This window comes from Ignavibacteriales bacterium, from assembly GCA_026390595.1.
Taxonomy (GTDB): domain Bacteria; phylum Bacteroidota; class Ignavibacteria; order UBA10030; family UBA10030; genus UBA9647.
The window spans coordinates 89,223-101,833 of sequence record JAPLFQ010000015.1 but is presented as its reverse complement, the minus strand read 5'-3'; the positions used below and the strand labels follow the sequence as shown (position 1 = coordinate 101,833).

General features: G+C 54.3%; 12 protein-coding genes. All 12 read right to left on the bottom strand.

The annotated features are described in order from the left end of the window. Positions 1–131 precede the first annotated feature (131 nt). The 12 genes from phoU to NTU47_06355 all read right to left on the bottom strand — a co-directional run bounded on the left by phoU (position 132) and on the right by NTU47_06355 (position 12,563). Positions 132–821, bottom strand: coding sequence for a phosphate signaling complex protein PhoU (gene phoU / locus NTU47_06410; protein MCX6133431.1), 690 nt, complete (start codon positions 819–821; stop codon positions 132–134). Between the two features lie 47 nt (positions 822–868). Then, the gene (gene pstB / locus NTU47_06405) at positions 869–1,654 is read right to left on the bottom strand and encodes a phosphate ABC transporter ATP-binding protein PstB (protein MCX6133430.1); all 786 of its coding nucleotides are present in this window, start codon (positions 1,652–1,654) and stop codon (positions 869–871) included. Beyond that, positions 1,654–2,409 (bottom strand): phosphate ABC transporter ATP-binding protein PstB, encoded by a 756-nt coding sequence (gene pstB / locus NTU47_06400; GenBank protein ID MCX6133429.1) that lies wholly within the window; start codon positions 2,407–2,409, stop codon positions 1,654–1,656. The genes pstB (NTU47_06405) and pstB (NTU47_06400) overlap by 1 nt, the downstream gene beginning before the upstream one ends. Positions 2,410–2,419: 10 nt before the next feature. Next, positions 2,420–3,256 (bottom strand): phosphate ABC transporter permease PstA, encoded by an 837-nt coding sequence (pstA, locus tag NTU47_06395; protein ID MCX6133428.1) that lies wholly within the window; start codon positions 3,254–3,256, stop codon positions 2,420–2,422. Continuing rightward, positions 3,253–4,110 carry a phosphate ABC transporter permease subunit PstC gene (pstC, locus tag NTU47_06390; GenBank protein ID MCX6133427.1) on the bottom strand — a complete coding sequence of 286 codons (858 nt, stop codon included), beginning with the start codon at positions 4,108–4,110 and terminating at the stop codon, positions 3,253–3,255. The genes pstA and pstC overlap by 4 nt, the downstream gene beginning before the upstream one ends. A 26-nt stretch (positions 4,111–4,136) precedes the next feature. After that, on the bottom strand, positions 4,137–4,931 hold the full coding sequence (locus tag NTU47_06385) for a phosphate ABC transporter substrate-binding protein (GenBank protein MCX6133426.1): 795 nt from the start codon (positions 4,929–4,931) through the stop codon (positions 4,137–4,139). Positions 4,932–5,066: 135 nt separating this feature from the next. Next, positions 5,067–5,567 (bottom strand): 5-(carboxyamino)imidazole ribonucleotide mutase, encoded by a 501-nt coding sequence (gene purE / locus NTU47_06380; GenBank protein MCX6133425.1) that lies wholly within the window; start codon positions 5,565–5,567, stop codon positions 5,067–5,069. A gap of 49 nt (positions 5,568–5,616) precedes the next feature. Continuing rightward, a complete protein-coding gene (gene larB / locus NTU47_06375) occupies positions 5,617–6,345 on the bottom strand; it encodes a nickel pincer cofactor biosynthesis protein LarB (GenBank protein MCX6133424.1) in 729 nt (242 codons plus the stop codon). Positions 6,346–6,420: 75 nt separating this feature from the next. Beyond that, positions 6,421–7,431 (bottom strand): L-threonylcarbamoyladenylate synthase, encoded by a 1,011-nt coding sequence (locus NTU47_06370; GenBank protein MCX6133423.1) that lies wholly within the window; start codon positions 7,429–7,431, stop codon positions 6,421–6,423. A gap of 340 nt (positions 7,432–7,771) precedes the next feature. Further along, the gene (locus NTU47_06365; protein MCX6133422.1) at positions 7,772–9,280 is read right to left on the bottom strand and encodes a serine hydrolase; all 1,509 of its coding nucleotides are present in this window, start codon (positions 9,278–9,280) and stop codon (positions 7,772–7,774) included. Between the two features lie 38 nt (positions 9,281–9,318). Further along, positions 9,319–9,876 (bottom strand): hypothetical protein, encoded by a 558-nt coding sequence (locus NTU47_06360; protein MCX6133421.1) that lies wholly within the window; start codon positions 9,874–9,876, stop codon positions 9,319–9,321. A gap of 368 nt (positions 9,877–10,244) precedes the next feature. Next, positions 10,245–12,563 (bottom strand): DUF5686 family protein, encoded by a 2,319-nt coding sequence (locus NTU47_06355; protein MCX6133420.1) that lies wholly within the window; start codon positions 12,561–12,563, stop codon positions 10,245–10,247. Between the last annotated feature and the right edge of the window lie 48 nt (positions 12,564–12,611).

Genomic DNA, 12,611 nt, shown 5'->3' with positions numbered 1-12,611 from the left:
ACCTCTTGGGGGAGCAGTTCAAACCTTCACGGAGGTTTCTTCCTCAATATACTCAATTCAGGGAACGACTGGCACTGATGTTTGGTGATATGACAGTGGAGCCGAGGTTCGCCTCCATTCTACGGCCAACGTCAAGGAGTCGTGCTTCCTTCGCCCGATCCCTGCTCTGCCCCGTGCTTAATGACCTTACCCTGGTGGATATAGATGGCTTCTTCGGAAATGTCAGTTGCCAGGTCGCCAATGCGCTCAAGATTGCGGGCCACGAGAATAAGAGTCATGCCGGACGAAATGAAGTCGGGCTTTTCCATCATGAACGTCAAAACAATCCGTAAAATCTGGTCCTTCAAGTCGTCCACCTGATCGTCGCGGGTGCACACTTCCCGGGCTTTCGCCGGATCCCCGGAGATGAAGCTGTCGAGGCTGTCCTTCAGCATACTCACAGCCAGTCCCGCCATCCAGGGAATCTCGGCCAGCACCTTGACATCAGGCCGATCTGCCAGTCGGGCGGCGCTCTGAGCAATGTTCACACCATGATCACCGATTCGCTCCAGATCATTGTTGATCTTGATGGCGCCGACAAGGAACCGTAGATCCCCCGCTGCCGGTTGATACCGGGCGATGAGAGATATTGCCGCTTCCTCGATCTCAATCTCCATCCGGTCAATCTCTTTGTCCATTGCGAGCGCGGCTTCGGCCGCGCCGGCATCCCGCGTCCGAATGGCGTCAATGGAATGATTGATCAGTATTTCGACTTTGGTTGCCATCATGACCAGCTTCTGCCTCAACTGGTCCAGTTCGACATCGAAATGTCTCTTATCCATGGTGCTCCCCTCTGAATGGTAGATCCTCTCCGTCCCGGCTGCTATTGCTAACCGTACTTGCCCGTAATGTAATCTTCTGTCAATTTCTTCGACGGCTTGGTAAAGACGTCGTCCGTTCTGCCGAACTCGATCATTTCACCGAGCAGCATGTATCCTGTGAAGTCTGACACCCTGGCCGCCTGCTGCATGTTGTGAGTCACGATCACGATGGTATAGTTCTTCTTCAACTCCAGCATCAGCTCCTCAATCTTCATGGTGGCTATCGGATCCAACGCCGAGCACGGTTCATCCATCAAGATCACTTCCGGCTGCACCGCCAGGAGTCTGGCGACACACAGCCGTTGCTGCTGATCCAACGGCAGGTCAAGCGCAGGGTGATCCAACTTATCTTTCAAAGGATCCCACAACCACGCGGCCCGGAGACTTTGTTCTGCAATTTCTCTGAGCCGGGCTGAGTTGCGGATGCCCGCCACTCTTAATCCGTATACGACATTGTCATAGATCGAAAGCGGAAAGGGGTTCGGGCGCTGGAACACCATACCCACCCGCTTCCTCAATTCCGCGACTTCGATGTAAGAGCCATAAATATCCGAACCGTCGAGGAGCACCTTCCCCTTTACACGGACGCCCGGGATGAGGTCGTTCATCCGATTGAGACAGCGAAGAAGCGTCGATTTTCCACATCCCGATGGCCCGATCAGGGCGGTGATCATATTGTTACGAACAGACATGTCGACCGACTTCAACGCCTGGAACTGACCGTAGAAAAGATCAAGGACATTGACCTTCATCTTGAAGGTAGAGACGCGTGCGTCCTGGAGAGGCGTCGTCATCAACCGAACCTCCCGGTAACGTAGTCATCAGTCTGTTTGTGAACGGGAGAGGTGAAGATGCGGTCGGTCGGACCAAGCTCGATCAATTCTCCCATCAGGAAAAATGCGGTCTGATCCGCGATTCGTGCGGCCTGCTTCGTGTTATTTGTTACAAGGATGATCGTGTACTTCTTTTTCAACTCGGTCAGAGCGTCTTCGATCTTGGCGGTAGAAATCGGATCGAGACCCGAGCATGGCTCGTCGAGGAGAATCACATCGGGTTCCATCGCCAGAACTCTGGCGAGGCAAAGGCGTTGTTGCTGCCCGCCCGAGAGCCGAAGCCCCGACAAATCCAACCGGTCTTTGACTTCATTCCAGATGAACGCCGCCTTCAAGCTTTGCTCAACGAGTTCGTCTAGACGTTCGCGGTTCCGAATTCCAGCCAGCCTGGGACCGTAGACGACATTCTCGTAGATACTCATCGGTAACGCGACGGGGAGTGCGAAGACCATTCCTACTTTCTTGCGCAAGGTGACGGCATCATACTCAGATCCATAAATGTCTTCGCCGTCGAGCAGCACCCTCCCCTCCATCCTGAAGCCCGCCTCCAACTCGTTCATCCGGTCGAGGGATCGAATGAATGTCGTCTTCCCTGATCCGGCAGGACCGATGACGCCGAGAATCTGACAAGACGGGATCTTGAGGCTGACCTTTTTCAATAACAGGTTCCCGCCCCAATACACGTTCAGATTCTGTATGTCGAACTTACAGTCCATGTGTTGATGGTTAAGATCGTTTGGCAATAAAGCGGCCCATCATCCAATAGGCAGTGAGGTTGATGACAAGGACAGCGATAATAAGAGTCGCCGCTGTACCGTACGCATTCTCCGACGACAGGCCCTCACGGGCCAGGATATAAAAGTGCACGGCCATTGTCCGGGTTGAATCAAATATGGAAGTCGGCATGCGAAGAGACGAACCGGCCGTAAAGATCACCGCGGCCGTCTCTCCAATCGAGCGGCCAATGCCCAACATGATTCCCGTGAGGATTCCCGGCAGAGCATTGGGCAGAATAACTCTCTTCACGGTTTGCCAACGGGTTGCTCCCAGCGAGAAACTGACCTGCCGGTAGGATTTCGGAACGGCTTTCACTGCTTCCTCGGTAGTTCGGATAATCGTGGGAAGGATCATGAACGCAAGCGTCAGCGCTCCGGAAAGTATTGACCAACCCAAGCCAAGCGTAGTGACGAAGAAGATGAAGCCAAACAGGCCGAAGATAATTGATGGTATGCCTGCCAGACAGTCGGTTCCAAAACGGATTATTCTGGTGGCCCTGGTCTCGGCAGTATATTCGGTAAGATACACGGCGGTGCAAATGCCCAGTGGGGCGGCAACGAGAATCGCCAGGAGGGGAAGTATCATCGTGCCGACGATTGTCGTGAAAATCCCCCCTCCCCTTCCCATGTCCTCCGGATTAGTCAGAAGAAAACTGAAATTCAGAACCGGCAGGCCTTTCTCGAGCACAAAAACAATGATGAACACAAGAACTGCCAGCGTGAGCAGTGTAGCACCACCAAGAGCTGTAACGGCGAGCCGTTGCGTGTATCTTGGATGGATCCTCATTTCTTGTATACCCTCTTCCTCAACGCGACGATGGCGATCGAATTGAGGATAATGATGCCGACGAAGAGAACGACACCGGTCGCAAAAAGAGCCTGGCGATGGAGTCCGGTGGCATAGCTCATTTCCAACGCTATGTTTGCCGTCAGCGACCGCACTGAGTCCAATGCCGACTGAGGGATTCTGACAGAATTGCCGGCGACCATGATCACGGCCATTGTCTCTCCGATTGCCCGTCCCATCCCGAGAATGATGCTCGCGATGATGCCTGACTTCGCAGCGCGAACAGTCACCATGTGGATCGTCTGCCAGGTTGTAGCTCCAAGCGCCAACGATCCTTCACGGTACGATTGCGGGACCGCCTGAATTGAGTCGATCGAGATGCTGATGACAGTGGGGAGAATCATGATCCCCAGAATGATCGAGCCCGCGAGAAGAGAGAGACCGGGTCCCCCGAGTTGGGTTCGGATCAGCGGAGCGAGGACCATCACGCCGATGAAACCGTAGACTACCGAAGGGATGGCTGCGAGAAGTTCAATAGTGGGCTTGACCACGTGCATCACAGATTTCGGCACGAATTCGCTGAGGAATATCGCTCCAGCGACACCCAATGGCGCGCCGACAATCATGGCGCCAAATGTCACCCACAGCGATGCTGCCACCATGGGATAGATACCGAACTTCCCTGCTTGGGGATTCCAGTCGGACAAGAGGAGGAAATCATGGAGGCCGTAGCGGAAAATGAAGGGCAATCCCTCATTGAGAATGAAGAGAGCAATGAGGAGGAGCGCTGAAATCGCCGAGAAGGCCGTCACCGAAAGGATTCTCTGAACCCCTTTGTCACCGATCAGACTCATCGAATACCTTGATGGAATACGTCAGTTCACTTTGCGGGAATCAGACCGTTGGATTTGATCGTCTTTTGCCCTTCCTCGGAAAGAATATAGTCAATGAAGTTCTTGACCTCTCCCTGCGGATCTCCTTTGACGAGAAGATAGATCGGTCTGACGAGCTTGTAGTTCCCCGCGGCAATAAGATCCGTCGTGCATTCCTGTTCGTCGATCTTGATGGCCTTGATTTTCGCATTCAGAAGCCCATGAGACAAATAGCCGACCGCATTTGGATCGTTCGCGACTGTTTCCCGAATCGTCCCATTGGAATCCTGAATCAGCGCGTCCTTGGTCAAGGTGATGTCCTTCACAATCTGTTCAAATGACGTCCGGGTACCGGAGCCCGCTTCGCGAGAGACCACAGTAATCGCGGCGTTCGCGCCTCCGACTTCTTTCCAGTTCTTGATCTTGCCGTTGAACACATCCCGGACTTGCTGCATCGTGAGATTCATGACATTGTTGGCTGGATTGAGAACCAACGCTATGCCATCCCTGGCAACGATCGTGGCAGTCAGCTGTTTCGCTTCCGGCGGCAGTTCCACCAGGTCAGCCATTCCGATTTGTGCCGCACCGGAGATCGCCGACTGAACACCGACTGCTGAACCACCTCCCTGAACCGTGATTGCAGCACTCTGGTGTGCCTTCATATATTGATCGGCCAACTTCTCTGCAAACGGCTGAAACGCAGTTGAGCCAGCGAGCGTAATCGAAGTTTTTGTTTTGCCGCATCCTGCAAGCATGATGGACGTTGTAATGAGAGCGAGCAGAACGACAGATTTCCTGAGCATAGGAGCCTCCTTCATAACAGTACGATATCGATTGGGTGACCAAGAGTGCATCTGATCCCGGCTGCGAATCTGTGTTGTCTCGGACCAGGACGTTGCGGGAGCAGCATTCCAGAACGAACAGCTTCGGTATACTGTCTATACTTTTGCGCTGAGGACTTTCTCTTCCAGAGTCTTGCGGTATTTCTTGAGCTTTGCACGCAGTTCCGGATGTTTGCCGGCCATGATTGTCACTGCCAGAAGTGCAGCATTTGCCGCGCCGTCAATTGCGACTGTAGCGACAGGAATACCGGCAGGCATTTGAACGATGGAAAGGAGCGAGTCCAAACCGTTCAGAGCTTTTGATTTGATGGGAATTCCGATCACAGGAAGCAGGGTCTTGGCTGCCACAACGCCGGGTAAATGAGCGGCCCCCCCGGCAGCGGCGATGATGACCTCGATGCCGCGCGATTCTGCTTCAGCAGCGTACCTCAGAGCCTGATCCGGAGTACGGTGCGCAGAGAGGACCTTCATTTCGCACTGGATTCCGAATTCCTTCAGAATCGTTCGGGCAGGCTCAACCGCCTCAAGATCTGATGCGCTCCCCATCATGATGCCAACGAGCGGGCGCTCGTCGCTTGTCTTACGCTTGGGAACCATAGTGTTTTTCTTCTCGGAGTAGAAAGAGGATTTGATTGAATTGTAAAAGCTATGCAGACGACGCCCGGGCCAAAGCAACCTGATTGGCGATGAGTGCTGCGGTCGCTCCTGCGCCAAATCCATTATCAATATTCACGACGGTCAAGCCGGGAGCGCACGACTGCAGCATCGTCATAAGTGCGGCCTGACCATGGCCGCCGTAGCCATAGCCAGTGCTCGTCGGAACGCCGATGACCGGGACACTCACAAGCCCCCTGACAACGGATGGTAAAGCTCCTTCCATCCCAGCAACGACAACAATCGCCGACACACCGCTCGAGAGGATTTCCTGCAGAGGTTCCAGAAGCCGATGAATACCGGCAATGCCGACATCATAATGCGCAACGACTTTGCACCCCATCACTTCTGCAGTCACCCGTGCTTCTTCCGCCGTCGGGATATCAGACGTTCCCGCGGCCAGAATTGCTATGCTTCCCCCCGTCGGCTTGGTGGCCACGCCCTTTTTGCGGACAACCATCGTGCGGCCAAGTGCGTTCTGCTCAATCAGGAATTTTCTCCCCAGTCCACGCCGGATAGCTTTCGCAAACTCCTCGCTCACGCGTGTCGCCAGAGCGATGCCGGACGCTTCTCCCATGCGGCGCAGGGCCTCAACAACCTGGGCAACCGTCTTCCCCTCGGCAAAAATCGCCTCGGGAATTCCCGTGCGCTCGGCCCGCCGGACGTCGAGCCTCGCGAATCCCTCGATGACACCGATATGATCGTGGCTATGGTGACTCATAATTGTTCAGTATGAATATACCGGAAAATCGGAAAAAGAACCAAAAAATTGAGGGCGGGAAAGCAGGCTTCTCGATTATCCTTGTTCAGCGCGGCGCAGCCGATCCATCACGGTGGCACCAAGGCCATCTTCGTGAACACCTTCAATGACGATGACATCCACATGCATCGCATCAAGCTCTCGAAGCGTACGGAACAAGTACCGGGCAAAGATGTCGATGGATGAGGGGAGAACACGATAGGACTCGCCCGATTCCAATTTCGCGAGGAGAGCAGAATGGACGATACAGCCGACCTGCTTTCCCGCCTGGCGTTGTTCCTGCAAAATTGCGGCAAATGCGGCCTGGTCGTCCTGGCGCACCAGAAGAACCTTCGCTTTGGGGGCATAGTGGCGGTGACGACTCCCCGGGGATCGCTTGGAGCGCTCTCCGGTTGTGTCAGTCTCGACTGGTCCGATCACCTCTTCGATCCGCTCCCTCGTCAAGCCGCCTAATCTAAGAATGACCGGCGGATCTACGGTCACATCGACCACTGTTGATTCAACACCGATCGTGGTCTGACCGGCATCGAGGATCAACTCGATTTGCCCGCGCAAATCATCATAGACGTGCTGTGCAGTGGTAGGGCTCGGTTTTCCTGAGAGGTTGGCACTCGGACCGACGATCCCCTCACCGAACGCCCGAATCAGGGCCAGCGCCACCGGATGATCGGGCATACGCACGGCTACCGTGTCGAGTCCGGCTGTAACGAGATCGGAGACGAGGATCGTGCGCTTCATAACGAGCGTCAGCGGACCCGGCCAGAACGCTTCCCCGAGCATCTTCCCCTTGTCAGGGATTTCATCGACGACGTCGTCGAGCATCTTGGTCCCTGCCACATGAACAATCAGCGGATTGTCGGGCGGGCGACCCTTGACGGAAAACACCTTCCTCACCGCGTCGGCGCTGAGCACATCCGCCCCGAGACCGTACACGGTCTCTGTAGGAAATGCCACGAGCCCCCCCTGGCGAAGAACGCCGGCTGCCTGCGCGATCACATCAGGATCGGGAGCACGGGAAGAGACGGGAAGGATTCTTGTTTCAGTCACAGTTCGAATTCAGTCGGAGTTCTTGAAAGAACGTTCTAAGATCGCAAAATCATGATGTGGCGAAATCAAGGTACTGATCGCCGTGCGACACGGGAATATAGTCAAATTTGGTGCGAAGAAAAACCCTCTGCACTCTCAGGCCAGGGAAACGCCACGAAGTCGTGTCAACACAGTTCATAAAGACGCGAATGGATCGCTGGTTTCAACAGAGTACCTGAAGCCAAGCGAGGAAGCATCAAGAGGCGCTCCGGAATGAAAAAGGGCAGATAAGAACCTGCCCTTTCCACGATGCAACACGAATCAACATTAGGTCTTCGGCGGGAGACCCTTTTCATGAATTCTATTTGGTTTTCTTGAATGTTGTGAACCCCTGCCAGCGCAATTCAGCCGCCTTGCCGTCAGGTCCGAGAACAAACGTAATCATGTCTTTGTCCAGGGACCGGTCGTTCCAACGCACCTGAAACGTGTCAAAGTGCCAATGCTCCGATTTGCCGGAATAAGTGGGATAGAAGTCCATCGCAAGCTTGCCGCTGTCCACCTTGACCGTGACTGGCCCATACATCTCGTTGTCGTACGTCCCTGCGTACTCTTCCAGCGCCAGCGATGGTTTGGTCCCTTTCACTCTGCCGTCGATGGTCTTCTTTTCCTCTGCCTTGTCCTTTTCTTCCTGGTCCTTTACAATTTTCAGCAACTCGCTGCTCCAATCGCGCGTTGCTCCTCCGAGATAGTGGTCGAGAATCCGGTACGCGATCGAGGCATGGAGATTGGTGTTTTGAGAGTTCATGAGAATGACGAACCCAAGCTTCTCTTCCGGCACAAACACCACGCGGGCCCGCATGCCGTCGAGGGCACCGTCGTGCTGGATGAGTTTACGTCCAAGATAGTCCCGCAAGGTCCACCCAAAACCATACGCGGCAAAATGATTCGAAGGACGGAGGGCCTGATCAAGCGAGTCGATGCGGATGATGGTTTGAGGCGTCTGCATCTCCTTGATGACGTCTGCGCTGATGAGCCGCTTCCCTTTGTAGACCCCGCCATTCAGGTTGAGTCGAACCCATTGCGCCATGTCCTGCACACAGGAGTTGACTGCCCCGGCGGACCCGACGTTATCGAAGTTGGGCCAGACGACAGGCTGCATCTTTTCATCGATCTTCTCATGCGGCGTCGCCACGTCATCCATGCAAGAAAGATATTTGACACTCGTATTCGTCCTTGTCATGCCAAGCGGCGTGAACAACCGTTGAGCGACGAAATCGTCCCACGTCATATTTGTCACCGAAGGGATGATCTGTCCGGCGGCGACAAACATGATGTTCTGATACCCGTATCTGCTCCTGAAGCTCCACGCAGGTTTCAGGAATCGAACGCGGCGAAGCACTTCCTCGCGGCTATAGGGAGAGAAATACCACAGATTGTCTCCCCGTTCGAGGCCGCTTCGGTGACAGAGGAGGTCCCGCACCGTCAGCTCGCGCGTGACATACGGGTCGGATAGTTGAAACCATGGGAGAAACTTGGTAACCGGGTCGTCCCATTTGATTTTCGCGCTGTCCACAAGCATGCCCACGCATGCCGCCGTCATCGCCTTGGTGGTGGAGGCGATCGCGAAGATCGTTCTCGGCGTCACGGGATCGTTCTCCCCCATCTTCTTCACTCCATAACCCCTCATGAATATGACGGAATCATTCCTGACGATCGCAAGCGCGAGCCCCGGTGTGTCCCACTCCTTCATTGCCTTGGAGACGTAATTGTTCAAACCGGTGAAGGGTTCATTCTGCGCAACGGCGATGCTGGTGCATGCGAGCACAAGAACAACAACTGTGAGAGACAGCATGACGCAGGGGCGGGTCATCGTTCGGATTCTCCTTGTCGGGAATTCTTGCTCAATGATCACTGTAGACTTACCGTTTGCCTGATTATCGGCCTTCGCAGGTACACAATCATCGCCAATGAGGGGACGATCCACAGCAGAAAGCCAAGCACAATTGTGAAAAGCCCCAACGGATTGAGGTAGGAATACTGCCCGCCCCCAAGTCCGCGCAGAGCCATGGAGAGTGTTTCCTGCATATTCTGCCAGATCAGGTAACTCAGCAGCGTGTCAACGACGGCATTAAACATCCCAACCCAGCACGCAATTTCGAGCGCCTTTCGCCCCCAGGCCCGCAGCCGCAGAAACTGGAGCCCGGCAACCAGCACGAAGCCGAAGAACAGTATCCCGTATCCGGTCCACCATCGGCTGTAGCGAAAGAGATTGACCACGGTTTTCGTCGAGTCCGGGACGTACTGTGAAAGCAACGGCATAGAACCACTGAGATCCAGTGTGTCGAGCATCGTTGAGCTCAGAAGGCTCAACACATCGATGACAATCATGACGGCCGACGCTATGACAGTCGTCCATCCGATCATTGCTATTGAGGGATGTTGCGGAGTGGTGCCCGTACTATCCATACTTCCTTCCGAAGAGTGCCGACAATCCAGTAAGCAACGCGGCCCATTGTGAGGGTTGGGCCTGACGTCAGAGGAGGTGGTTTGGGAGTGTTGAGAGGAACTGCACGCAACTTAGCGAAGAGGTATCCGAAATGCAAGAAGTCAGAATACGAAGCACGAAATCCTGAACCAACGTTTGCCTAAACCCCTCTTCCGCGGCTCAATTGAACTTAGGATTTGGAGTTCCTGAGAGGAATTGCCTGGGACCCGCCTCAAAGATTCTCACGCAAAGTCGCCAAGAACGCAAAGTCAAGAAATTGTGTTGAAATTACTTGCATTTGCGGCTTTGCGAGAGATTCTCTTTTTTTCGAAGTGTCTTTAGATGACCTCTAGATAAGCTGGGCGACACCAACTGACACGAAAAGGCCGCGTGGCTGAGCGAAGCGGTACGTGAAATCGAACCGAAACAAAGTCAGGATACGGCTGATGCCGATCCCAGCTTCGGTGTACCAACCGTTTGTTGTCACACCGAATGGAAGCGCCTCCGAGGTCCACGTCTTCGCGGCCGTCCCGTAGAGAGTCACCTCGATGCTGTTCCTGTAAAGGTAAGGGATGTTAAGGATGAGAAATGGCGTGCTTCGGAAGTTGTGCTCGATCGTGAACGCGACAAATCGTTGGCCGGAGAACTCCTTCACTCCCCCTCCGCGGAGGACACCCAGGGGGCCAATTCCATCATAGCGCGACTCGAGGCTGAATATCCGCTGCGGAGGGACGGACCCCGTCTCAATCCCGGCAGACAGCTTGAGATTCAAGGTTGGAGGAAACAATAACCGGGCTGAATAGGTATTGATCCGCGCTTCTCCACGAAAAACCGCCCTTGTGAAGTCGAACGAACTCGCTAGCAAATCCCGGTTGGAGTGTTCCAATTCCACTTCAGCGGAATTCGTGACGACGAGTCCAAACGGAACAGGGTCGTCTCCATAGCGGACCCTGAAATCGAGGCTCCGCATGGTTCCATCCTGAATAGGCGGATTCGGGCGGAACGGTTCGTTCTTCTGAAAGAGACTGAAATCGGTTGTCTTGAATGCGGTCGATTCGTCCTCGTTCTTGCATTCCAGCACGAGCGAGAGTCTCCTGAGTGGCTTCGACTCAGCGAACGCACGCCAGCCTTTAACGTAGTAGTAGTCCCGGTAGTCCCGCTTATTCAGCACTGATGCGAGGGCGATAGCGAAAGACGGATAGTACCCGGCGTCCGGAATATGAGCGATCCCCTCATACCCTTCAGCCCCAATTTTCCACCTGCGAGCGGCGTCGAGAAATACCGAAGCACCAAAACTGAATTTCGCTTTCTTGTCCGAGAATCCGTAGCCCGCCGAGCCGGAGAGCATGAGGCTGCTGACGAAGAGGCTGTCACGGGAATATTGTCCCCCGAGAAACAGTCCCTCAGCGCGGTTGTAGCGGATATTGATATAGCTCAGAAATCCGAATGCCGGCCCCGTAAGATCGGCCAGCGGACCCGATGGTTTGAATTGCTTGTCAAGTGTCTGCGTGCTGTCGAGAGTCTTGTAGGCATGCTGCTCTTCGTGCGTCAGCGGCAGCACGTCGTGCTGGGCCCAGAACAACGAATCAAAGGTCTTTGCCGTCGGCAGTTCAGTGATGCGCTTCATCCTGAATATCGAATCGGCCAGGACTTTGTTGATCCGGTAATCATACAGCACCGAGGCTTGCTCAACGACAATTTTGGGGAACGAGAATCCCGCCAGGCTGATTTCAAATCCCCCCGTCAAACGGATGTCCATCGGCATCCAATACCGGCTTTCGTAGAGGCCAAATTGCTGCGAGTAGCGGATATCCAATCCGGAAACGAACGGAATCGTGAACGCTTCGTTCGGAGCGATATCGACTCCGACAAGAGCGTACGTGTCGCCGATGACGTCAATCTTGCCTCTGAACAGGGGAGCGATGTGCGATTTGGGACTGATCCTGATGGTATAGACGGGTTTGTCGTCGCGGGTCCTGGTCTTTTCAAGCTTGAAATCGTAGTAATCAAACGCCTCGGGCGACGTGGGACCTACAAACCTGTATCCGACAAAGAAGACGTCGTCATCATAGAAATTGACCACAGAACCTCCGACGGCGAGATTGCCGAATCCTGGAATGTTCTCTGTCCGGCGTTTCTGCTTCACCACCTCCCTGAGCGTGTCCCCTTTCTGCCAGTAACCGGTCGTATAGGATTCCATGATCATCGCGATACTGGTCTCCCTCCGCATGGCCATCCGCGTGAAGGCGTCGAACTCGTATGACTTCAGCGTCTCAGACCACCGCTTCTTGTACTCGATGACCTTGCGCATGATCGCCATCGCGGGATCTTCACTCGTGATCACCACTTCTGCCATCTCAATGGCCGTCGGCTGCAGGCGCGGATTGTATTCGATCGAGCGATCGAGCGAAACCCTCAGCGTGTCTGAGTGATAGCCAATGAAACTGGTAATGATCGTATAGTCGCCCTGTTCGAGGGAGAGCCTGTAGACTCCCACGGCGTTCGAGACCGTCCCCTTCGAAGTTCCCACAACACGTACATTCGCGGAAGGAAGGGACGTTTGCGTCATTCCGTCGCGGACAGTCCCGGAGATCGTCACGACCTGGGATGAGGAAGTGTTGACAATCAAGAACAACAAAAGAAAAGAATGGTGAAGCCGAGTCGTCATATCAGGATATCGGATTGGATAATGTCACTTAGAAAAGTCAACTGAAAT

Bases quoted from the DNA above. Each gene is read 5' to 3' on its own strand.
- phoU (MCX6133431.1), bottom strand. From the start codon at position 821: ATGGATAAGAGACATTTCGATGTCGAACTGGACCAGTTGAGGCAGAAG.
- pstB (MCX6133430.1), bottom strand. From the start codon at position 1,654: ATGACGACGCCTCTCCAGGACGCACGCGTCTCTACCTTCAAGATGAAG.
- pstB (MCX6133429.1), bottom strand. From the start codon at position 2,409: ATGGACTGTAAGTTCGACATACAGAATCTGAACGTGTATTGGGGCGGG.
- pstA (MCX6133428.1), bottom strand. From the start codon at position 3,256: ATGAGGATCCATCCAAGATACACGCAACGGCTCGCCGTTACAGCTCTT.
- pstC (MCX6133427.1), bottom strand. From the start codon at position 4,110: ATGAGTCTGATCGGTGACAAAGGGGTTCAGAGAATCCTTTCGGTGACG.
- NTU47_06385 (MCX6133426.1), bottom strand. From the start codon at position 4,931: ATGCTCAGGAAATCTGTCGTTCTGCTCGCTCTCATTACAACGTCCATC.
- purE (MCX6133425.1), bottom strand. From the start codon at position 5,567: ATGGTTCCCAAGCGTAAGACAAGCGACGAGCGCCCGCTCGTTGGCATC.
- larB (MCX6133424.1), bottom strand. From the start codon at position 6,345: ATGAGTCACCATAGCCACGATCATATCGGTGTCATCGAGGGATTCGCG.
- NTU47_06365 (MCX6133422.1), bottom strand. From the start codon at position 9,280: ATGACCCGCCCCTGCGTCATGCTGTCTCTCACAGTTGTTGTTCTTGTG.
- NTU47_06360 (MCX6133421.1), bottom strand. From the start codon at position 9,876: ATGGATAGTACGGGCACCACTCCGCAACATCCCTCAATAGCAATGATC.
- NTU47_06355 (MCX6133420.1), bottom strand. From the start codon at position 12,563: ATGACGACTCGGCTTCACCATTCTTTTCTTTTGTTGTTCTTGATTGTC.